This is a genomic window from Enterococcus sp. AZ129 (genome assembly GCF_051714505.1).
Taxonomy (GTDB): domain Bacteria; phylum Bacillota; class Bacilli; order Lactobacillales; family Enterococcaceae; genus Enterococcus; species Enterococcus faecalis.
In genome coordinates, this window is record NZ_JBIORY010000001.1 from 1 (window position 1) to 22,975 (window position 22,975).

The following is a 22,975-nucleotide window of genomic DNA, read 5'->3' on the forward strand; positions in this document are numbered from 1 at the left end:
ATGCCCGACGTGGAAAGTTTTTGGCATAGCCTTGAAGAAGCCTATCAAGCGATTTTGTCGGCGCCAAGTTTTGATGCTTGGATTAAAACCACACGCCCTTTGAAATTAGACAACAATCAATTGTGGCTAGAAGTCCCTTCTGCAGTTCATCGTGATTACTGGGAAAAAAATCTTTCGGCAAAAATTGTCGAAACTGGATTTAAATTGACCGGTGCAGAAGTGATGCCCCATTTTGTTGTTGCCGATGAAAAAGACGCAGCACTGGCACAAGAACTCGAAGAACCTGCCGAAGAAGAAGTTGTTTTTAGTGAACAAAGTAAAAAAGCGATGCTTAATCCTAAGTACACTTTCGACACCTTCGTTATTGGTAAAGGAAACCAAATGGCGCACGCTGCAGCGCTTGTTGTTGCCGAGGATCCTGGTTCGATTTACAATCCCCTTTTCTTCTATGGTGGTGTAGGGTTAGGGAAAACCCATTTGATGCATGCTATTGGTCATCAAATGTTAGTGAATCAACCAGATGCCAAAGTCAAATATGTTAGTAGCGAAACGTTTACGAATGAATTTATCAACTCAATTCAAACAAAGACATCCGAACAATTTCGGAAAGAATATCGCAATGTTGACTTATTATTAGTCGATGATATTCAATTTTTGGCGGAAAAAGAAGCAACATTGGAAGAATTTTTCCATACCTTCAACGATCTTTACAATGAAAATAAACAAATTGTTTTAACAAGTGATCGCCCGCCGAATGATATTCCAAAATTACCTGAACGATTAGTTTCTCGCTTTGCTTGGGGTTTGTCTGTCGATATCACCCCGCCTGATTTAGAAACACGGATTGCAATTTTGCGCAAAAAAGCAGATGCCGAGCGTTTAGAAATTCCGGATGATACACTAAGTTATATCGCTGGTCAAATTGATTCCAACATCCGTGAATTAGAGGGTGCTTTGGTCCGTGTTCAAGCCTTTGCAACTATTAATGGAGAAGATATTACCACTAGTTTAGCGGCGGACGCCTTGAAATCTCTAAAATCAGTTGGTAGTAAAAATCAATTGTCCATCTTACAAATTCAAGAAGAAGTATCCAAATATTATCATGTGCCTCTTAAAGATTTAAAAGGGAAAAAACGGGTGAAAACAATTGTGGTTCCTCGTCAAATCTCAATGTATCTTGCTAGAGAAATGACCGACAATTCCTTGCCAAAAATTGGTGCCGAATTTGGCGGCAAAGATCATACAACGGTGATTCATGCGCACGAAAAGATTCAGCAATTATTGGAAAAAGATCCAGCGATTCAAAAAGAAGTCAGTGAAATTAAAAATTTATTGAACTCTTAGGATGTGGAAAACTAAACAAAAAAGAACAAAGTTATCCACAACTTATGCACAAGTGGATAACTTAGTAAAATCAATGCTCTTTTGACTTTTCCACAGAATCAACATGCCCTATTACTTTTATTATTTATTTATATATAATATACAAAACAGTGGCGTACAAAATTAGAACGTATTGAAAATACTTAAAAAGGAGTTTACATTATGAAATTAACGGTCAAACGAAGTGTCTTTTTACAAGAATTACAAACTGTTCAACGAGCAATTTCTTCTAAAACAACGATTCCAATCTTAACAGGTGTTAAAATTGTGTTATCAGAAGATGGCTTATCACTTACTGGGAGTAACGCGGATATTTCAATTGAAAGTTTTTTAAGTAAAGACGATGAAAAAGCTCAAATGACCATTGAACGCACAGGTAGCATCGTTTTACAATCTCGTTTCTTTGGCGAAATTATTCGTAAATTACCAGAAGATATGTTCACAATGGAAGTTCTAGATAACAATCAAGTTGCAATTACTTCAGGAAAAGCTGATTTTACGGTTAATGGATTAGATGCTGACAATTATCCGCACTTACCAGTAATTGATACTCAAAACCAAATGAAATTACCTGTTCATTTATTGACAAAAATTATTAGTGAAACAGGTTTTGCTGTCTCGATGCACGAAAGTCGTCCAATTTTAACTGGGGTTCACTTTATTTTAGAAAATCAAAAATTACTTGCCGTTGCGACAGATTCACATCGTTTAAGTCAACGTGTGATCCCGACAGAACAAGCAGTAGAAGACTTTAACATTGTAATTCCAGGAAAAAGTTTAACTGAACTTTCTCGTTCATTAACCAATGAAGAAGAAATGGTTGAAATCAGCATTATGGAAAACCAAGTGCTATTTAAAACAGAAACAATGTACTTCTATTCTCGTTTGTTAGAAGGAAATTATCCTGATACCAACCGTTTAATTCCAACTAGCCATAACACGCAAATTGAATTTTATGTACCAGAATTGCTTTCAGCAATCGAACGTGCCTCTTTACTTTCTCATGAAGGACGTAACAATATTGTTCGCCTTTCAATTTCACCAGACTCTGTTGTTTTATATGGAAATTCACCTGAAATTGGAAAAGTCGAAGAAGCTTTAAACTATGAAAATGTTTCTGGTGAAGCGTTGGATATTTCTTTCAACCCAGATTATATGAAAGATGCGTTGCGAGCGTTTGGCGATATGAATATTACCGTGAAATTCCTTTCTCCAATTCGTCCGTTTACATTGGAGCCAACCGAAACAGAACTAGATTTCATTCAACTAATTACACCGGTTCGTACAAATTAATCATGTTTAAAAAAGACCTTCGGAAAATCACTATGATCGCCGAAGGTTCTTTTTTGTCGTCTGTTTAAAGCCGATAAACGCTGCTAGATAAGCTTTTTATAACTAGAATAGCTTTTACGCTAATATAATTGTGAATGTTTGAACTATCGTTTGACGAATAAATTCTGCCTTTTTTTTCGTGGATAAAGAAAAAAGCCCTTTAATTTTTCGTTTAAGGGCTGTTCATTTTTTTATGAATATTTCCTAGTGAAAGAAGTTTACGTTGCTTAAAACGACGCTCAGACCTCTACAAGCTACTTTTCTTCATTGCGCGCCCTCTTCGTTTGTCTTTGAGTTACCCCTAATTGTTTTTTAGTTAAACGCTACTCGTCATTTCTGCCAAATCAGGCCCCTTTTTTCTCAAGAAAATATCAATTTCCGTTTTAAAATGCTTTTTAAGAGTTTTTTTATCCTAATAATATTTTCGGTCATTTAGAATTAAAATTGCTTAGAATGAAAATTAGACAGATAAATTTGTTTTCTCTTATGAAAAAGGGTATAATATATATGAGAACGTATTAGAAAAAAGAGGGATGCACATTGAAAAAAACGTTTGTTTTAGCAACTGAGTATATAACGCTTGGTCAGTTTCTTAAAGAAATCAACGTCATTGGTAGTGGCGGCCAAGCCAAATGGTATTTGGCAGACAATAGCGTGTTTGTTGATGGCGAGTTGGAAAATCGTCGCGGACGGAAACTTTATGCGGGCATGATGATTGAGATACCTGAAGAAGGTACTTTTTTTATGGTGAAAAACGGAAACGAGTCCGACGATGCGGCTGAATGAGCTGACACTTCAGCATTATCGTAATTATGAAACAGTCAGCTTAGATTTTCCAAAAACGTTAAATCTTTTTTTAGGCGAAAACGCCCAAGGAAAAACCAACTTGTTAGAAAGCATTTATGTTCTAGCAATGACACGAAGTCATCGAACCAGCAATGAAAAAGAATTAATTGGCTGGGAGCAAGCAGCAGCTAAAATTAGCGGCGTGGTTGAAAAAAAGACAGGCACCGTACCGTTGGAAATTTTAATTTCCAACAAAGGACGTAAAACCAAGGTTAACCACATTGAGCAAAAAAGGCTCAGTGCGTACATTGGGCAACTGAATGTTATTTTATTTGCCCCAGAAGATTTATCTTTGGTGAAAGGCTCACCTCAAGTCCGCCGGAAATTTATTGACATGGAACTCGGACAAGTGAGTCCTATTTATCTTTATGATCTTGTCCAATATCAGTCTGTTTTAAAGCAACGGAACCAATACCTAAAACAACTAGCTGAAAAGAAACAAACAGATACTGTTTATCTGGATATTTTGACAGAGCAGCTAGCTGAATTTGGCGGGAAAGTTCTATACGCTCGGTTAGGTTTTCTTAAAAAATTAGAACACTGGGCAAACTTACTCCATCAAAAAATTAGTCATGGACGCGAAACGCTCACCATTGACTACGCATCAAGCATCCCAATTGACAACACGGATCTTTCCTTAGAAGCACTTCAAAATCAATTGCTCCAACAATTAATGAACAATCGTAAGCGTGAATTGTTTAAAGCGAATACTTTTTTAGGCCCTCATCGTGACGATTTGCTGTTTATTGTCAATGGTCAAAATGTTCAAACGTATGGCTCACAAGGCCAACAGCGAACGACAGCTTTAAGTATTAAATTGGCAGAGATTGATTTGATGCATTCAGAAACAGGAGAATATCCTGTGTTATTACTAGATGATGTCATGAGTGAATTAGATAATGAACGTCAAATTCACTTGTTAGAAACGATTGAAGGCAAAGTTCAAACGTTCTTAACGACAACTAGTTTAGATCACATAAAAGACAAGCTAACAGTTGAACCAGATATTTTTTATGTTCAACAAGGCAAGATAGAAAGGAATTCAGCGACATGACAGAAGAAGAAAAAAACATGAGAGAACGTGCGCAAGAATATGACGCTAGTCAGATTCAAGTTTTGGAGGGCTTAGAAGCTGTCCGGAAACGTCCTGGTATGTACATAGGTTCTACTAGTGGCGAAGGGTTACACCACTTAGTATGGGAAATCGTTGACAACTCTATCGACGAAGCCTTAGCAGGATTTGCTAAATCAATTCAAGTAATTATCGAACCAGACGATAGTATTACTGTTATCGATGATGGTCGTGGAATTCCAGTCGGGATTCAAGCCAAAACAGGTCGCCCAGCTGTGGAAACAGTGTTTACAGTGCTACATGCCGGCGGGAAATTTGGCGGTGGCGGCTATAAAGTATCAGGTGGCTTGCACGGTGTTGGTTCCTCTGTTGTTAATGCTTTATCGACCAGTTTAGATGTTCGTGTTTATAAAGATGGCAAAGTGTATTACCAAGAATATCGTCGTGGTGCGGTTGTTGATGACCTAAAAGTTATCGAAGAAACGGATCGTCACGGAACTACTGTTCACTTTATTCCAGATCCTGAAATTTTTACAGAAACAACCGTTTATGATTTTGATAAATTAGCAACACGGGTTCGTGAATTAGCCTTTTTAAATCGAGGCTTACACATTTCAATTGAAGACCGTCGTGAAGGACAAGAAGATAAAAAAGAGTATCACTATGAAGGCGGGATTAAGAGTTATGTTGAGCATTTAAATGCCAATAAAGACGTTATTTTCCCAGAGCCAATCTTCATTGAAGGAGAGCAACAAGATATTACAGTGGAAGTGTCAATGCAGTATACAGATGGCTACCACTCAAATATTTTAAGTTTTGCCAACAATATTCATACTTATGAAGGCGGAACGCATGAATCTGGTTTTAAAACTTCTTTAACACGTGTGATTAATGACTATGCACGTAAACAAAAATTGATGAAAGAAAACGATGAAAAATTAACTGGGGAAGATGTTCGTGAAGGTTTAACCGCAGTGGTTTCCATCAAACATCCAGATCCTCAATTTGAAGGACAAACCAAAACGAAATTAGGGAACTCAGAAGTACGGACCGTTACGGATCGTTTATTCTCAGAATACTTTACAAAATTCTTAATGGAAAATCCAACAGTCGGCAAACAAATTGTCGAAAAAGGTATGTTGGCCTCAAAAGCTCGTTTAGCCGCTAAAAGAGCCCGTGAAGTCACCCGTCGTAAAGGCGCGTTAGAAATTAGCAACTTGCCAGGGAAGCTGGCTGATTGCTCAAGTAAAGATCCGGAAAAATGCGAATTATTTATCGTCGAAGGAGACTCGGCCGGCGGTTCAGCAAAACAAGGCCGCAGCCGTGAATTCCAAGCCATTTTACCAATTCGTGGGAAAATCTTGAATGTCGAGAAAGCCAGCATGGATAAAATTTTAGCCAATGAAGAAATTCGGTCATTATTTACAGCTATGGGAACAGGCTTCGGCGAAGATTTCGATGTTTCTAAAGCACGTTATCACAAACTAGTGATTATGACCGATGCCGATGTCGATGGTGCGCATATTCGAACGTTGTTATTAACCTTGTTCTATCGCTTCATGCGGCCAATTGTTGAAGCTGGTTATGTGTATATTGCCCAACCACCACTATATGGTGTGAAACAAGGGAAAAACATCACCTACGTTCAACCGGGCAAACATGCTGAAGAGGAACTAGCAAAAGTGTTAGAAGAATTACCTGCTTCACCAAAACCAAGTGTTCAACGTTACAAAGGGTTGGGTGAAATGGATGATCACCAACTTTGGGAAACAACAATGGACCCAGAAAAACGATTAATGGCGCGAGTGAGTGTCGATGATGCCATTGAAGCTGACCAAATTTTTGAAATGCTAATGGGCGATCGTGTGGAACCACGTCGTGCGTTTATCGAAGAAAATGCCCATTACGTGAAAAACTTGGATATTTAATGTGTCGCAACGTTGTAAGAGACGCTAGAACATATATTTAGAGGGGAAAAAATTCATGAGTGAAGAAATTAAAGAAAACATTCAAGACGTCAATCTGACCAGCGAAATGAAAGAATCTTTCATTGACTACGCAATGAGTGTTATCGTAGCCCGCGCGTTACCTGACGTTCGTGACGGTTTAAAACCTGTTCATCGCCGAATCTTATATGGAATGAACGAATTAGGGGTAACCCCTGATAAACCACACAAAAAATCAGCCCGGATTGTTGGGGATGTTATGGGTAAATATCACCCCCATGGGGACAGTGCGATTTACGAATCAATGGTGCGGATGGCACAACCTTTTAGTTATCGGGCTATGTTAGTTGACGGCCACGGAAACTTCGGTTCTGTCGATGGTGACGGCGCTGCCGCTATGCGTTATACCGAAGCACGTATGAGTAAAATTGCTTTAGAAATGCTACGAGATATTAACAAAAATACAGTCGATTTCCAAGGAAACTATGATGATTCAGAACAAGAACCAGTAGTTTTACCTGCTCGTTTTCCAAACTTACTAGTTAACGGAACAACGGGGATTGCGGTGGGGATGGCAACAAATATTCCACCACACAATTTAAGTGAAGTGATTGATGCAACAAGTTTATTGATGGACAATCCTGATGTAACGACGAATGAATTGATGGAAGTGTTACCTGGACCAGATTTTCCAACAGGCGGTTTAGTGATGGGGAAATCAGGGATTCGCCGAGCATATGAAACGGGGAAAGGTTCGATTACAGTTCGTGCAAAAGTTGAATTGACTGAAATGCCGAATGGAAAAGAACGTATTTTAGTAACTGAATTGCCTTATATGGTGAATAAAGCCAAATTAATCGAACGAATTTCTGAATTACACAGAGATAAACGAATTGAAGGAATTACTGATTTGCGGGATGAATCTTCTCGTGAAGGCATGCGGATTGTCATCGATGTTCGTCGAGATGTGAGTGCCTCTGTTGTGTTAAACAACTTGTACAAAATGACTGCCTTACAAACATCTTTTGGTTTTAACATGTTAGCCATTGAAAAAGGCGTACCGAAAATTTTAAGCTTGAAACGTATTTTAGAAAACTACGTCGAGCATCAAAAAGAAGTCATTACTCGCCGGACGATTTTTGACAAAAACAAAGCAGAAGCACGGGCGCATATTTTAGAAGGTCTACGAATTGCCTTAGATCATATCGATGAAATCATTGCCATTATCCGTGGGTCACAATCAGATGACGAAGCAAAAGCAACGTTAATTGAACGCTTTGAATTTTCAGATCGTCAAGCGCAAGCGATTTTAGATATGCGTTTACGCCGTTTAACAGGCTTAGAACGCGATAAAATTGAAAATGAATATCAAGAGCTATTGATATTCATTGCGGACTTAGAGGACATTTTAGCCCGCCCAGAACGCGTCATTGAAATCATTAAAACAGAGTTAAATGACGTTCGCACAAAATTTGGTGATGCACGACGCACAGAATTATTAGTAGGTGAAGTCTTAAGTCTTGAAGATGAAGATTTAATCGAAGAAGAAGAAGTCGTGATTACGTTAACCAATAACGGCTACATTAAGCGGATGGCAAACTCCGAATTCCGGGCGCAACGCCGCGGCGGACGTGGTGTCCAAGGCATGGGCGTTCATGATGATGATTTCGTGAAAAACCTAGTTTCTTGCTCAACACACGACACGTTATTATTCTTTACGAACACTGGGAAAGTTTACCGAGCAAAAGGTTACGAAATCCCTGAATACGGTAGAACAGCAAAAGGAATTCCAGTGATTAACTTACTGGGAATTGATTCTGCAGAAAAAATTCAAGCGATTATTTCTGTTGAGGGCAAAGCGGAAGCAGGTAAATACTTGTTCTTCACAACCTTAAAAGGAACCGTCAAACGGACAGCCGTAACAGCCTTTTCTAATATCCGTAGTAATGGATTAATCGCCATTAGCTTAAAAGAAGATGATGAGTTAGTTAACGTAGTAACGACTAATGGCAATCAGAAGATGATTATCGGAACACATGCAGGATACTCTGTCACATTTGATGAAAATACTGTACGTGATATGGGCCGGACAGCATCAGGCGTTCGGGGAATCCGTCTCCGCGAAAATGATTATGTGGTCGGCGCAGCGATTCTGGATGAAAATAAAGAAGTCCTAGTCATTACTGAAAATGGTTATGGTAAGCGTACAAAAGCTTCTGAATATCCAGTTAAAGGACGTGGCGGTAAAGGGATTAAGACAGCAAATATCACTGAGAAAAATGGTCCATTAGCTGGTTTAACCACGGTCAATGGGGATGAAGATATCTTATTGATTACGAACAAAGGCGTCATTATCCGCTTTAACGTTGATTCTGTTTCTCAAACAGGACGCGCAACATTAGGGGTTCGTTTAATGAGAATGGAAGATGGTGCCAAAGTGGTAACAATGGCTGTTGTAGAACCAGAAGAAGTGGAAGAAGAAATCGTTGAAGTTGTAGAAACAACAGAAAACGAAACAACATCAGAAACAGAAGAATAACATAAAAAAGTTTCGCCAACTGGCGAAACTTTTTTATTGGGGCTTTTCAAAACTATTTCTTGCTTTTGTCCATCAATTAGCATATAATTAGAGATTGTGAACTACCTTTTTAGGTATGTTCTCCTTGCTCTTAGCCAACTAAGAGCCTTGAAGTCCATAGGGAGGTGAAAATCAATGAGTCAAGATACGAAGTACGAAATCATGTACATTATTCGTCCGAACATTGATGAAGAAGCAAAAACTGCTTTAGTAGAACGTTTCGACACAATCTTAAAAGATAACGGAGCAGAAGTTATCGAATCTAAAGATTGGGAAAAACGCCGCTTAGCATATGAAATGAACGGATTCCGTGAAGGCATCTATCATATCGTTAATGTTACTTCTCCATCAACAGCTGGCGCAATCAACGAGTTTGATCGTTTAGCAAAAATCAATGACGATATTATCCGTCATATGATCGTGAAGGTAGAAGCATAATTTGTTTCACATGAAACATTTATTGACGAAAGGAGATGTTTTGAATGATTAATAACGTTGTATTAGTCGGAAGATTGACAAAAGATCCTGACTTACGTTACACCGCTAGTGGTTCAGCTGTTGCGACCTTTACACTTGCTGTAAACCGTAACTTTACGAATCAAAATGGTGACCGTGAAGCAGACTTTATCAACTGTGTGATTTGGCGTAAACCCGCAGAAACAATGGCTAATTATGCCCGTAAAGGTACATTATTAGGTGTTGTCGGAAGAATTCAAACTCGTAACTACGAGAACCAACAAGGTCAACGTGTCTACGTAACTGAAGTGGTTTGTGAAAACTTCCAATTGTTAGAATCTCGTTCTGCTTCAGAACAAAGAGGAACTGGCGGCGGTAGCTTTAATAACAACGAAAATGGTTATCAATCACAAAATCGTAGCTTTGGTAATAACAATGCCGGTTCTGGATTTAATAACAACAACAATAGTTTCAATCCATCATCTTCTCAGTCGCAAAACAATAACGGTATGCCTGATTTCGATAAAGATTCTGATCCATTTGGTGGCTCAGGTTCATCTATCGACATTTCAGATGATGATTTACCATTCTAAACGAATTTGATAGGAGGGAACAAGAATGGCACAACAAAGAAGAGGCGGACGTAAACGTCGGAAAGTCGACTATATCGCAGCAAACCACATCGAATACATCGACTATAAAGATACTGAATTGTTAAAACGATTCATTTCAGAACGTGGCAAAATTTTACCACGTCGTGTTACAGGTACTGGCGCTAAAAACCAACGTAAATTAACGATTGCTATTAAACGCGCACGTATCATGGGATTATTACCATTCGTTAGTGACGAACAATAATTTTATGACAATTTCCAGAACCAAAGAGCTTGCTCTTTGGTTCTTTTTTTATCTTGACTAGTGTTTCACGTGAAACATAACAAGGTTCGCAGAATGAAGTGTTTTGTGATAAAATAAAGGATGAAATAACTAGTGAATCACCAGAGCAATATGCTCGTTGGAACAAGTCGCCTCAAAGGTCTGCAGAAAGATTGGAGGCAAAAAAAATGCAAAAGAAGAGAATTCAAAAAAACGGTTTCTTAATTGTTGTGGGTCTTCTCTTAGTAGAATTTCTCCTCTATTTCTTACTAACAAATAAATGGCTGCTATTGGCGGTAATTATCGCATTAGATATCTTTCTCTTAGTGGTTATTCGGCTGTTGATTAGAGATGTAGAAATTACAAACGTAGAAAAGATTCAAGAAGCAAGTTCCATTGCTGAACAATCGTTGGATTATGTTGTAAATGAAGTACCTGTGGGGATTATTACGTATAACGGGGAAACACGCGCGGTAGAATGGCTTAATCCTTATGCTGCTTCTATTTTTAATAAAGACAATCAGCTAACGTTAACCGCTAGCCAAGTTACGTCTTATTTAGAATTAGCAGAACGAAACCAAGATATTTTTACGATTGACGAAAATACCTATCGCTTTAGCGTCAATAAAGAACAACATACAATTACTTTTGAAGATATCACTAAAGAAAGTAATTTGTATCAAGAAAAAGTCGAAATGCAAACGGCTATTGGCATTGTGTCTGTCGATAATTATGATGATGTCACCGATACAATGGATGAGAAAGAAATTTCTTATTTGAATAGTTTCATTACAACGATGGTTTCTGATTGGATGGACCAATACAAAGTTTTTTATAAGCGAATCAACGCAGAACGTTATTTTTTCATTGCCCAATGGGAAGATATTCAAAAAATGATGGACGAAAAATTTTCTATTTTGGATACGATCCGTAAGGAATCAGCTAACCATGAAGTAGCCATTACGTTAAGTATGGGGATTGCTTATGGGGGGCCAACATTAGATCAAACCGGGACCACGGCTCAAACAAACCTAGATACAGCTTTAGTTCGTGGTGGTGATCAAGTGGTTGTAAAAGAAGCCAAAGATGAAGCGAAGCCGTTATTTTTTGGTGGAAAAACGGCAGTAACGACGAAACGTTCCCAAGTACGTTCTCGCGCAATGAGCATGGCAATTAAGGGAATTATTGCGGAATCTGCTGACATCTATATTATGGGCCATCGTTATCCAGATATGGATGCGTTAGGTTCAGCATTTGGTGTTGCTCGTTTAGCCTCGTTTAATAATCGAAAAGCGTGGATTGTTTTAGATGAAAATGAAATCATTCCCGATGTCAAAAGAGTGTTAGAGGCGATTAAAGAGTACCCAGAATTAGAAGAGCGTATTATTAGTCCTAAAGAGGCCATGAAGCGCAAGAAAGAAAGTAGCTTATTAGTTATGGTAGATTACCATAAACCGTCTCTATCGATCTCACAAGAGCTCTATGAGCGTTTTGATAAAGTAGTAATCATTGATCACCATCGACGAGGAGACGAATTTCCAGCAAAACCCTTGCTTTCTTATATTGAATCTTCTGCCTCTTCTGCTTCAGAATTAGTCACAGAATTGATCGAATACCAAAGTAATAGCGCAAATAAACTGCAGGCCTTTGAAGCAACCATGATGTTGGCGGGAATTGTGGTTGATACGAAAAGTTTCAATACACGAACGACGGCGCGAACATTTGATGTGGCTAGTTATTTACGAACTTGTGGAGCAGACTCATCTTTAGTACAATATCTATTAAGTTCTGATCTTACAAGCTATCTGGAAATGAACAATTTAATCTCTAAAAGCGAATATGTCACAAAAGATACCGTCGTTGTTGCAGGGAGTGAAGACAAAGAATATGATAGTGTCACAGCTGCCAAAACAGCGGACACATTACTTTCTATGGCAGGGATTAATGCAGCATTTGTCATTACCAGGCGGACGGATCAACAGATTGGCATTAGTGCTCGGAGTAATGGTTCAATTAATGTCCAAATTATTATGGAAAATTTAGGTGGTGGCGGTCACTTTACTAATGCGGCAGTACAATTATCAAACGTAACAGTAGCAGAAGTAAAAGAGCAACTACTTGATGTAATTCGTCAAAATATTAATGAAATGTATGAACAGGAGTGAAGGAAATGAAAGTCATTTTTTTACAAGACGTTAAAGGAAAAGGAAAAAAAGGGGACGTAAAAGAAGTGCCAACTGGTTACGCCCAAAACTTTTTAATTAAAAATGGTTATGCGAAAGAAGCCAATAAAGGGAGCATGAGTGCATTAGCGGGTCAAAAGAAAGCCCAAGAAAAACATGAAGCAGAAGTTTTAGCACAAGCAAAAGAAATGCAAGCCTTTTTAGAAGATGAAAAGACTGTTGTAGAGATCAAGGCAAAAGCTGGAGAAGATAGCCGTTTATTTGGCTCAATTCCTTCAAAACAAATTGCAGAAGCCTTAAATAAACAATACAATGTAAAATTGGATAAACGCAAAATCGAATTAGCCAACCCAATTCGTTCTCTAGGTTACACTAACGTACCAGTCAAACTACATCATGAAGTTACAGCGAAAATTAAGGTTCATGTCGTAGCGGAATAATACAATCGATAAAAAAGAAGCCGATTTCTCCGGCTTCTTTTTTATATCAAATAAATTACAGTAATTATTTTTATGACGTTTGGAAATCAAATGCACAACATTTTAAATTAATAAAAATATTATATTTTTATTAATTATATATTTTTAAAAATTGGAAAGTGAACTAAAAATAGAGAAATCAGCAGAGAAAAAATGTACTTTTTTTAATGAAATTGTGTTAAAATGGATAGACTAAATGAACCAGAAAGTAAGACATCGTGGGAGAGAACAAAATGAATGAATTATTGCAAGATAGGGTACCGCCACAAAATATTGAAGCGGAACAAGCCGTTTTAGGTTCTATTTTCTTAGATGCAGATGTGCTAATAGAAGCGATGGAATATGTGGAACCTAAAGATTTCTATCGTCGTAGTCATCAGTTGATTTTCCAAACGATGATGACCTTAAGCGACCGAAATGAAGCGATTGATGTGGTAACAATCAAAGATCGCCTAGAACAAGAGAATTTGTTAGAAGATGTTGGCGGACTAAGTTATCTGTCAGATTTAGCTTTAGCTGTACCGACAGCTGCCAATGTCATTTATTATGCAAAAATTGTTGAACAAAAATCGTTGCTGCGCAACTTAATCCAAACCGCTACAGAGATTGTAACTAAAGGCTTTGAGCAAGGTGAAGATGTTGAATCTATTTTGGATGATGCAGAACGAAGCATTTTAGAAGTCTCCGAAAAGCGGAATCGTAGTGGCTTTTTATCAATTTCAGATGTTCTAAATACAACTATTGCGAATATTGACCAATTATACCAAAATGATGAAGAGATTACTGGTTTACCTACAGGCTATCAAGCATTGGATAAAATGACTGCTGGCTTGCAAGCGGAAGAGCTAATCATTCTAGCGGCCCGTCCAGCGGTAGGGAAAACCGCTTTTGCATTAAATATTGCCCAAAATGTCGGCACCAAAACAGATAAAGCTGTCGCTATTTTTAGTTTAGAAATGGGGGCAGAATCATTAGTGAACCGGATGCTTTGTGCAGAAGGATCCATTGAGGCCAGCCATTTAAGAACAGGGCAATTATCTGAAGAAGAATGGCAAAACTTAATTATTGCGATGGGTAGTTTGTCCCGTGCGAATATCTATATTGATGACACACCAGGGATTAAAATTACCGAAATTCGTGCGAAATGTCGTAAATTAGCACAAGAAAAAGGCAACTTAGGTCTAATTTTGATCGACTACCTACAATTGATTGAAGGAACTGGAAAAGAGAACCGCCAACAGGAGGTTTCTGATATTTCACGTCAATTAAAAAAATTAGCGAAAGAGTTAAAAGTCCCAGTTATCGCTTTGTCACAGCTTTCTCGTGGCGTGGAACAACGTCAAGATAAACGTCCTGTGTTAAGTGATATTCGTGAGTCAGGTTCCATTGAGCAAGATGCCGATATCGTTGCCTTTCTTTATCGTGATGATTACTATGATCGTGGTGAAGGAGAAGACGGCGATCATGAGCCACCAGAAGTTGACAATGTTGTAGAAGTCATCATTGAGAAAAACCGTAGTGGTGCGCGTGGAACGGTCGAATTACTTTTCATTAAAGAATATAATAAATTTTCTTCGCTTTCGCCGAGGACAGAATTTTAAAAAAACGAACTCATTTTTTGAGTTCGTTTTTTTGCTTATTAAGGGATTAAAATCAGAGAGTAAAACACGAACAATATTCGTATATTTTATTATTTTACAAAAACATAACTAAAAATGTTCGTATTTTTGACAGAAACGCTTTTGATTGTGAAAGAATATTCGATTTTTACCCTTGAAAGGGACTGGTTTTACTGGTACAATGATTCAGGACAAAAAAATTATGAACGAGGTGTTCGAATGTCATCAGTAGTAGTTGTTGGAACGCAATGGGGCGACGAAGGTAAAGGAAAAATTACAGACTTTCTAAGTGAAAACGCAGAAGTGATCGCTCGTTACCAAGGCGGAGATAACGCCGGACATACCATTAAATTCGACGGCGTAACGTATAAATTACATTTAATTCCTTCAGGGATTTTCTATAAAGAAAAAATTAGTGTAATTGGTAACGGCGTAGTTGTGAATCCAAAATCTTTAGTAAAAGAATTAGCTTATTTAAAAGAAAATAATGTTGCCACTGATAATTTACGTATTTCAGATCGTGCCCATGTCATCTTGCCGTATCATATTAAATTGGATCAATTGCAAGAAGATGCGAAAGGTGAAAACAAGATTGGGACAACGATTAAAGGAATTGGCCCAGCCTACATGGATAAAGCAGCACGGGTGGGAATCCGTATCGCTGATTTATTGGATAAAGAAATTTTTGCGGAACGTTTGCAAATTAACTTAGAAGAAAAAAATCGTCAATTCGTTAAAATGTTTGATAGCGAAGCCATTGAATTTGATGATATTTTTGAAGAATACTATGAATACGGACAACAAATTAAACAATATGTTACAGATACTTCGGTTATTTTAAACGATGCATTAGATGCTGGGAAACGGGTTTTATTTGAAGGGGCACAAGGTGTCATGTTGGATATCGATCAAGGAACCTATCCATTTGTTACTTCCTCTAATCCAGTAGCTGGTGGCGTAACTATCGGTAGTGGCGTTGGTCCATCAAAAATTAATAAAGTGGTTGGTGTCTGCAAAGCGTACACTTCACGTGTCGGTGACGGCCCATTCCCAACAGAATTATTTGATGAAACAGGAGAAACCATTCGTCGTGTCGGTAAAGAATACGGAACAACAACAGGACGTCCGCGTCGTGTCGGTTGGTTTGATTCAGTAGTTATGCGTCATTCAAAACGTGTATCAGGGATTACAAACTTGTCATTAAACTCGATTGACGTGTTAAGTGGTTTAGAAACGGTGAAAATTTGTACAGCTTATGAACTTGATGGTGAATTAATTTATCATTATCCAGCAAGCTTGAAAGAATTAAGCCGCTGTAAACCAGTTTATGAAGAATTACCAGGTTGGTCTGAAGATATCACTGGTTGCAAAACTTTAGCTGATTTACCAGCTAATGCTCGTAACTATGTGCATCGGATTTCAGAATTAGTTGGTGTGCGCATTTCAACATTCTCTGTAGGTCCAGACCGTAACCAAACGAACGTTTTAGAAAGCGTTTGGGCACAAATTTAAGCAGATTTTTAAGGGAACGTAAAGGATGGCTTATGCCAATTCAGCCTTTACGTTCTTTTTTAATTTTATATAAAAATGAAAAACTATGGTAAAATAAAAGAAAACATGAAGGGGGCAATTGTCCGTGAATTATCAATTAGTGACAGATTCTTGTTGTGACTTGCCGTATACATACTTAAAAGAAAACCAAGTACCTTTTATTAGCATGAATATTCAAATTGACGGGAAAGAATATCGCGATGATTTAGGTGAAACGTTTGATTATCAGAACTTCTTAACGGCTATTAAAAATGGAAGTATGCCCACTACCTCTCAAGTTAATGTAGGACGCTACAATGAATTTTTCCGTCCTTTTGTGGAGCAAGGGTTACCGGTGATTTATTTAGCTTTTTCATCTGGGTTAAGTGGCTCTTATCAAAGTGCGTTGCAATCAGTAGAGATGTTAAAAGAAGAGTATGATAATGTAGAAATTCATATTATTGACACAAAAGCAGCTAGCTTAGGTCAAGGGATGTTAGTCCGAGAAGCCATTCGATTACAAACAGATGGTCATTCATTAGGAGAAGTTGTTGCCTATCTTGAAGAGCAAAAAATGAAACTTCACTCGTGGGTAACGGTAGATGATTTAAAACATTTAGAACGTGGCGGACGGATTTCTAAAACAGCGGCAGCACTTGGTGGCTTAATGAACATTAAACCAATTATTCGCGTGGATGCGGCAGGCAAACTAGCATCCGTTGGTAAAACTCGTGGACGAAACAAGTCCTTGCAAAAGATTGCGCAAGAAACGATTCAAGGCATTGTAGAGCCAATGAAACAAACACTATTGATTGCATATGCGGGAACGAAAGATGACGCGGAAAAAGTCAAAGAATTAATTGAAAAAGAAATAGAAGTTAATGAGATACTGATTTATCCTCTAGGACCCACCATTACTAGTCATACCGGAATAGGTTGTATTGCTGTGTTTTCTTTTGGTGAAAAAAGAAAATAAAAAATAGAGAAGTCATTTTTTAATGACTTCTCTATTTTTTTAATAATCTGAACTGAATAAAACGTCCATTTGTTTTTGAATTTCTGGGTTTTCCAAGAATTCATCATAGGTTGTTTCTGCTCGATCAATGACCCCTTTATCAGAAACAGCAATAATTCGGTTCGCTAATGTTTGGATAAATTGGTGGTCATGTGAAGCAAAAAGAATTGAACCAGTGAAAGCCATCAACCCATCATTTAATGCAGTGATTGATTCTAAGTCTAAGTGGTTCGTTGGATCATCTAAAACTAAGACATTGGCTTTGGAAAGCATTAATTTTGAAAGCATGACACGCACTTTTTCGCCTCCGGAAAGAACATTGACTGGTTTTAGTACCTCTTCACCAGAGAATAACATCCGACCTAAGAAACTACGTAAGAACGTATTGTCATCTTCTTCTTTACCAGCAAATTGACGTAACCAATCTAAAATGGTTAATGGCTCTTCAAAGTCTTTGCTGTTGTCTTTTGGTAAATAAGCTTGGCTAGTTGTAACGCCCCAACGAACAGAACCTGTATCGGGAGTAATTTCGCCCATAATCACTTTGAATAACGTAGTCGTTGTAATATCTGAGTCAGCGATGAATGCCACTTTATCATCTTTTGTTAAGTTGAACGAGATATTATCTAAGATTTTTTTGCCATCAATCGTTACAGAGACATTTTCAACTTGTAATAAGTCATTGCCGATTTCACGTTCTGGTGTAAAACCAACGAATGGATAACGACGAGAGGAAGGTTGAATGTCATCTAAGGTAATTTTATCTAACATTTTTTTACGAGACGTTGCTTGTTTTGATTTTGAGGCATTGGCGCTAAAACGAGCGATAAAGTCTTGTAATTCTTTGATTTGTTCTTCTTTTTTGGCATTAGATTGTGCTTGCAATTTTGTCGCTAGTTGGCTTGATTCCAACCAGAAATCATAGTTACCCACGTAAAGTTTGATTTTACTAAAGTCTAAATCTGCCATGTGAGTGCAGACTTTGTTTAGGAAATGACGGTCATGGGAAACCACGATAACGGTATTTTCAAAGTTGATTAAAAATTCTTCTAACCAATTGATTGAGCGGGTATCTAAACCATTTGTCGGCTCGTCTAATAGTAAGACATCTGGTTTACCAAAAAGAGATTGAGCTAATAATACTTTGACTTTTTGACCAGCTGTTAATTCGCTCATTTTTTGATCATGTAATTCTTCTGGAATGTTTAGCCCTTGGAGTAAAACAGCTGCTTCAGGTTCTGCTTCCCAACCGTCAAGTTCAGCAAATTCGCCTTCTAGTTCTGCGGCACGAATCCCATCTTCATCTGAAAAATCTTCTTTCATATAGATAGCATCTTTTTCTTTCATTACTTCGTAAAGACGTTTATGTCCCATAATTACAGTTTCTAAAACAGTGTAGTCTTCGTAGTCAAAGTGATTTTGTTTCAGCGTCGCTAGTCGCTCATTAGGACCCATTGAAACCACGCCAGTTGTCGGTTGAATCTCACCTGATAAAATTTTAAGAAACGTTGATTTTCCTGCACCGTTTGCGCCGATTAAGCCGTAACAGTTGCCAGGAGTAAATTTAATATTCACTTCTTCAAAAAGTTTACGATCTGGAAATTGTAAACTTACATCATTAACAGTAATCAATTGTTTTCCTCGCTTTTAATATATTCTTGAACCTCTCTGCATTATATCGGCTACAGAACCTTTTTTCAAGGAGTTTCAATCTTTTTACAGAAACGAATAAAAAGGTGGGTTTTTTATAGAAAAAAGGCGCTTTTTTAAAATGTTTCATGTGAAACAGAAATTTTTTTCATGAAAGGGTTTTTAGTGTATTTTTTTAATGATACACTGTATCATGTAAATTAATTAGTGTATCGATTAAAGGAGCCATCAAAAATGAAGCGGATTGAAAAAATCTATCAATATGTTAAAGAGCAAACGAAGAATTTAACGCCAATGACCTTAACAAGTGATGCGGGAGTCACGACACAAGAAATTTCAGAACGTTTAAACATTCAGCGGACCAATGCTAGTAAAGATTTGAATCAACTCGTTCGTGAAGGGCGCTTGAAAAAATTATCTGGTCGACCAGTAAAATATGTCGCGCAGGTGGCGTTTCAGCATCGACCATTAACCAAGCCAGTTAAAAGTTATCGGGAAAAATCAATGGATCACTCCACAAAAACTTTTATCGAACCATTGGTTGAACCAGTAGTCACGACCAGCAAAACCCCAGAAGTTGAAGATATTTTCAAAAAAATTATCGGTTCAGCTGGAAGCATGAAAACGCCGGTGGAACAAGCCAAAGCAGCGATTTTATATCCGCCAAAAGGCTTGAATTGTTTAATTACTGGACCAACAGGTTCTGGGAAAACTTATTTTGCTCATGCCATGTTTCAATTTGCGAAGCTGAACCAAATTGTGGCCAAAGAAAAAGAGTTTGTGGTATTTAACTGTGCAGACTATGCGCATAATCCAGAACTTTTGATGTCGCATTTATTTGGGTATGTAGAAGGGGCCTTCACAGGCGCTACGAAAGCGAAAGAAGGGATTATTGATGAAGCAGATGGCAGCATTCTGTTTTTAGATGAAGTACATCGGTTACCACCCGAAGGACAAGAAATGATTTTTTATTTTATGGATCACGGCGTGTACGCGCGTTTAGGTGAAACAGTGAAATCACATCATGCGGATGTTCGGATTATTTGTGCTACGACGGAGAATCCTACTTCTTCTTTATTGAATACTTTTGTGCGACGCATTCCGATTATCATTCAATTACCGAACTTTAGTGACCGTCCTGCGAAAGAAAAAATTGACCTCCTAAAAGTGATGGTTTCAATGGAAGCAGCGCGGATTCAACGGCGAATCTCTTTGTCAGAAGATGTGGTCAAAGCGTTAATTGGAAGTGTTTCTTATGGAAATGTCGGTCAGCTAAAATCGAATGTGCAACTTGTGACTGCGCGAGGGTTCCTTAATCAGATGGAACAAGAGGAATTAATGATTACGATGGACGAATTAACGGACAATATTAAAGAAGGCATTATGCAACTTGCCAGTAATCGAGAAGTATTGTCGGAGTTATCGAAATATCTGGAACCGCAATTAGTGGTATCACCAAATGAATCTTTAGTAGCTATTCAGTCAGATGCCTATGAATTGCCTTACAATCTATATGAGATTATTGGAGATAAAGCGGCTCTCTTAAAAGCAGACGGCTTGGACCAAGAACTAATTAATAATTTTATTACAACGGATATCAATGTTCATTTAAAATCTTTCTACAAAGATTATGGATTCACCTTTGATACAGAAAATAAATTGGCTGAAATTGTTGACCAACGAATTATTGATGTCACTAAGAAAATTTATAATTTTGCAGCGAAGCGGTTATCGTATTCGTTTCAACCCAACTTTATTTATGCAATGAGTTTACACATTAGTTCTTTCTTGAAACGCATCCAATTAGGCAAAGATCCTAAGCATCCTTTAAATGAAAGTATTCGAAATATGGTTTTAGATTATCCAACAGAGTTTGAAACAGCAAAAGAAATTAAAAATATTATTGAAAGTAGTTATCAGATGGAGATTCCTGAATCTGAAAGTTACTATTTAGCTGTTTTGCTCATTTCTTTAAGAGAAAATCCTGAGGCTGGCCGGATTGGCATTGTCGTGGCTGCGCACGGAAATAGCACCGCTAGCAGTATGGTACAAGTGGTTTCTCAATTGTTAAATGTTGATAATTTGAAGGCTGTGGATATGCCGTTAGATATGCCACCGAAAGAAGCTTTGCGTAAAATCGTTGAAGCAGTTGGTGAAGTGAATGAAGAAAATGGCGTACTATTATTAGTGGACATGGGTTCATTAAGTACGTTTTCAGAAGAAATTGTACGCCAGACAGGCATTGATGTGCGGACAGTAGACATGGTGACCACGCCAATTGTTCTTGAAGCGGCCCGCAAAACCGCATTAATTGATACGCAATTGGAAACACTTCACGAGTCTTTAAAAAACTTTCATGGCTATGCCGATATTCGCCAAAGTGAAACGAAACAAATCATTGAAAATTGGAAAACAAGAGCAATTATTGCTATCTGCGCTTCTGGAGAAGGAACTGCGCGCCGAATGAAAGAGCTTATTGAGGAAGCTGTCTTGCCACAAATAGACTGGCATTTAGAAGTGATTCCTTTGTCCATTGTAAATATGAAAGAAGTCTTGCCTAAAATTCAAGAAGACTATGAAATTATTGCGACAACTGGGATTACCAATCCCAAAATTGGAGTTCCTTATATTTCCATGGAAAATTTCTTTTCCGGTGAAGCAGAAAAAATTATTCAGCAATTACTAGCAGAGCGGAAAGAAGAAGTAATGAATAAGCCGTTGGACGAAGCGGCAGCAAAAGAAATTTGTCTAAAATATATGGAGCAAAGTTTCACTTTCATTAATGGAAAAAAAATCATTGATCTGTTGTGGTCATTCGCTAAAAATATCCAAACCCAATTAGCGATGCCAGAAGAGTACACATTTTATATCAATTTGATTATGCACACATCGGGCATGTTGGAGCGTATTTTACGGAATGATACACTGACGGTTTCAGAAAAGGAACTTGGTCGATTGGTTCAAGAACCAATTTATCCAGTGATTGTGGCCTCAATTGAGACTATGGAAGAAGCTCTTAATATGGATATTCCAGCAGAAGAAGTTTATTTTATCGCACAGTTAGTCAAAAATGCCCAGTGTATCGAAGATAAAATCACCGAAATTGATACACTAGATTAATACAGAAAAATCGATACACTATTTATTAGTGTATCGATTTTTTAATTTTCTTAAAAAAACCTATAATTTTCTAGGTTTCAAACCGATACACTAAAGTTGGCACGAAACTTGCTTATAATAAGGTGTCCCTTTTTACCTAAAATTTTTAAGTAAAAAGACAAAGGTCCTAACCTTTAAAAATGAATTTAAAGGAGCATTCCCGATGGTAATGGATATTCGTTTAGCTCGAATTGATGATCGATTAATTCATGGCCAAGTAGCAACTGTTTGGGCAAAATTGACGAACATTAATCGCATTTTAGTGGTTAGTGATTCCGTTGCTCATGACAATTTGAGAAAAGCCTTGTTGGTTCAAGCTGCTCCACCTGGTGTCAAAGTAAATGTCATCACTGTTCAAAAAATGATTGATGTTTACCCTGATCCTCGTTTTGATTCGTTTCGAGCCATGTTGTTATTCACTAATCCTTTGGACGTGAAACGAGTGGTCGAAGGCGGTGTACAACTAACTTCTGTGAATATTGGCGGAATGAGTTTCAGCACAGGCAAGCGAATGATTACGAATGCAGTCGCAGTGGATGCCAACGATTTAAAAGCATTTCTGTTTTTAAATGAACAAGGTATTGAATTGGAAATTCGAAAAGTCGCAGCAGACAGCCAAGTGAATTTGATGGATTTACTGAAAAAAGAGCGTAGCAAAGAAAATAACGCCAGCTGACGTTCATTTTTACAGACGAAAGACATTGAAAGGATGTGGTGGCCTAGGACCAACATCATTGCTTCATGAACTGTATTGATAAAGGCAAGTGCTGATGTTGAAAAAAATCAAGAACTATTGAAATTTTTTCATTTATTTTTGTCAGAATCTGATTTATCTGATTTTTTTCAAAAAG

Annotated in this window: 17 protein-coding genes; 16 read left to right on the top strand and 1 reads right to left on the bottom strand. The window is 37.7% G+C overall.

From position 1 onward, the window contains the following. The 14 genes from dnaA to IGJ90_RS00070 all read left to right on the top strand — a co-directional run bounded on the left by dnaA (position 1) and on the right by IGJ90_RS00070 (position 17,276). The gene (gene dnaA, locus IGJ90_RS00005) at positions 1-1,344 is read left to right on the top strand and encodes a chromosomal replication initiator protein DnaA (protein ID WP_002356013.1); all 1,344 of its coding nucleotides are present in this window, start codon (positions 1-3) and stop codon (positions 1,342-1,344) included. A gap of 201 nt (positions 1,345-1,545) precedes the next feature. Beyond that, on the top strand, positions 1,546-2,676 hold the full coding sequence (gene dnaN / locus IGJ90_RS00010) for a DNA polymerase III subunit beta (protein WP_002356014.1): 1,131 nt from the start codon (positions 1,546-1,548) through the stop codon (positions 2,674-2,676). A gap of 579 nt (positions 2,677-3,255) precedes the next feature. Next, complete coding sequence (gene yaaA, locus IGJ90_RS00015) at positions 3,256-3,501, top strand: S4 domain-containing protein YaaA (protein ID WP_002356015.1); 246 nt, start codon at positions 3,256-3,258, stop codon at positions 3,499-3,501. Beyond that, positions 3,488-4,615: a DNA replication/repair protein RecF gene (recF, locus tag IGJ90_RS00020; protein ID WP_002356016.1), complete on the top strand. Its 1,128-nt coding sequence runs from the start codon at positions 3,488-3,490 to the stop codon at positions 4,613-4,615. The genes yaaA and recF overlap by 14 nt, the downstream gene beginning before the upstream one ends. Further along, positions 4,612-6,561 (top strand): DNA topoisomerase (ATP-hydrolyzing) subunit B, encoded by a 1,950-nt coding sequence (gyrB, locus tag IGJ90_RS00025; protein ID WP_002359210.1) that lies wholly within the window; start codon positions 4,612-4,614, stop codon positions 6,559-6,561. Before recF ends, gyrB begins: the two co-directional genes overlap by 4 nt. 55 nt (positions 6,562-6,616) lie before the next feature. Further along, a complete protein-coding gene (gene gyrA / locus IGJ90_RS00030; RefSeq protein ID WP_002367552.1) occupies positions 6,617-9,118 on the top strand; it encodes a DNA gyrase subunit A in 2,502 nt (833 codons plus the stop codon). A 174-nt stretch (positions 9,119-9,292) separates the two neighbouring features. Then, entirely contained in the window at positions 9,293-9,595 is a 303-nt protein-coding gene (rpsF, locus tag IGJ90_RS00035; protein WP_002356019.1) for a 30S ribosomal protein S6, read from the top strand. Positions 9,596-9,639: 44 nt separating this feature from the next. Next, on the top strand, positions 9,640-10,206 hold the full coding sequence (gene ssb, locus IGJ90_RS00040) for a single-stranded DNA-binding protein (protein ID WP_002364599.1): 567 nt from the start codon (positions 9,640-9,642) through the stop codon (positions 10,204-10,206). Positions 10,207-10,231: 25 nt separating this feature from the next. After that, positions 10,232-10,471, top strand: a complete 240-nt coding sequence (gene rpsR / locus IGJ90_RS00045) for a 30S ribosomal protein S18 (protein WP_002356021.1) — start codon at positions 10,232-10,234, stop codon at positions 10,469-10,471. 206 nt (positions 10,472-10,677) lie between these two features. Further along, positions 10,678-12,654, top strand: coding sequence for a DHH family phosphoesterase (locus tag IGJ90_RS00050; RefSeq protein WP_025186719.1), 1,977 nt, complete (start codon positions 10,678-10,680; stop codon positions 12,652-12,654). 5 nt (positions 12,655-12,659) lie between these two features. Next, positions 12,660-13,112, top strand: coding sequence for a 50S ribosomal protein L9 (gene rplI, locus IGJ90_RS00055; protein ID WP_002356023.1), 453 nt, complete (start codon positions 12,660-12,662; stop codon positions 13,110-13,112). 272 nt (positions 13,113-13,384) lie between these two features. Next, complete coding sequence (gene dnaB, locus IGJ90_RS00060; RefSeq protein ID WP_002381331.1) at positions 13,385-14,752, top strand: replicative DNA helicase; 1,368 nt, start codon at positions 13,385-13,387, stop codon at positions 14,750-14,752. A gap of 237 nt (positions 14,753-14,989) precedes the next feature. Beyond that, entirely contained in the window at positions 14,990-16,282 is a 1,293-nt protein-coding gene (locus tag IGJ90_RS00065; RefSeq protein ID WP_002359213.1) for an adenylosuccinate synthase, read from the top strand. A gap of 124 nt (positions 16,283-16,406) precedes the next feature. Beyond that, complete coding sequence (locus IGJ90_RS00070; protein ID WP_002359214.1) at positions 16,407-17,276, top strand: DegV family protein; 870 nt, start codon at positions 16,407-16,409, stop codon at positions 17,274-17,276. Positions 17,277-17,315: 39 nt separating this feature from the next. Here the strand turns inward: IGJ90_RS00070 and IGJ90_RS00075 are convergent, their stop codons facing one another. Continuing rightward, positions 17,316-18,947, bottom strand: a complete 1,632-nt coding sequence (locus IGJ90_RS00075; protein ID WP_002359215.1) for an ABC-F family ATP-binding cassette domain-containing protein — start codon at positions 18,945-18,947, stop codon at positions 17,316-17,318. A gap of 252 nt (positions 18,948-19,199) precedes the next feature. Between IGJ90_RS00075 and IGJ90_RS00080 the strand changes: the two genes are divergently transcribed. Together IGJ90_RS00080 and IGJ90_RS00085 are read left to right on the top strand one after the other, a co-directional pair. Next, positions 19,200-22,085, top strand: a complete 2,886-nt coding sequence (locus IGJ90_RS00080) for a sigma 54-interacting transcriptional regulator (RefSeq protein ID WP_002370598.1) — start codon at positions 19,200-19,202, stop codon at positions 22,083-22,085. 202 nt (positions 22,086-22,287) lie between these two features. Beyond that, the gene (locus IGJ90_RS00085; RefSeq protein WP_002385473.1) at positions 22,288-22,800 is read left to right on the top strand and encodes a mannose/fructose/sorbose PTS transporter subunit IIB; all 513 of its coding nucleotides are present in this window, start codon (positions 22,288-22,290) and stop codon (positions 22,798-22,800) included. Positions 22,801-22,975: the final 175 nt, after the last annotated feature.

What these genes read in the sequence shown, in the direction of transcription:
- IGJ90_RS00065 (WP_002359213.1), top strand. Translation starts at nt 14,990, where the DNA reads ATGTCATCAGTAGTAGTTGTTGGAACGCAATGGGGCGACGAAGGTAAA.
- recF (WP_002356016.1), top strand. Translation starts at nt 3,488, where the DNA reads ATGCGGCTGAATGAGCTGACACTTCAGCATTATCGTAATTATGAAACA.
- IGJ90_RS00080 (WP_002370598.1), top strand. Translation starts at nt 19,200, where the DNA reads ATGAAGCGGATTGAAAAAATCTATCAATATGTTAAAGAGCAAACGAAG.
- rplI (WP_002356023.1), top strand. Translation starts at nt 12,660, where the DNA reads ATGAAAGTCATTTTTTTACAAGACGTTAAAGGAAAAGGAAAAAAAGGG.
- IGJ90_RS00050 (WP_025186719.1), top strand. Translation starts at nt 10,678, where the DNA reads ATGCAAAAGAAGAGAATTCAAAAAAACGGTTTCTTAATTGTTGTGGGT.
- gyrA (WP_002367552.1), top strand. Translation starts at nt 6,617, where the DNA reads ATGAGTGAAGAAATTAAAGAAAACATTCAAGACGTCAATCTGACCAGC.
- dnaA (WP_002356013.1), top strand. Translation starts at nt 1, where the DNA reads ATGCCCGACGTGGAAAGTTTTTGGCATAGCCTTGAAGAAGCCTATCAA.
- rpsF (WP_002356019.1), top strand. Translation starts at nt 9,293, where the DNA reads ATGAGTCAAGATACGAAGTACGAAATCATGTACATTATTCGTCCGAAC.
- gyrB (WP_002359210.1), top strand. Translation starts at nt 4,612, where the DNA reads ATGACAGAAGAAGAAAAAAACATGAGAGAACGTGCGCAAGAATATGAC.
- rpsR (WP_002356021.1), top strand. Translation starts at nt 10,232, where the DNA reads ATGGCACAACAAAGAAGAGGCGGACGTAAACGTCGGAAAGTCGACTAT.
- IGJ90_RS00085 (WP_002385473.1), top strand. Translation starts at nt 22,288, where the DNA reads ATGGTAATGGATATTCGTTTAGCTCGAATTGATGATCGATTAATTCAT.
- ssb (WP_002364599.1), top strand. Translation starts at nt 9,640, where the DNA reads ATGATTAATAACGTTGTATTAGTCGGAAGATTGACAAAAGATCCTGAC.
- dnaN (WP_002356014.1), top strand. Translation starts at nt 1,546, where the DNA reads ATGAAATTAACGGTCAAACGAAGTGTCTTTTTACAAGAATTACAAACT.
- dnaB (WP_002381331.1), top strand. Translation starts at nt 13,385, where the DNA reads ATGAATGAATTATTGCAAGATAGGGTACCGCCACAAAATATTGAAGCG.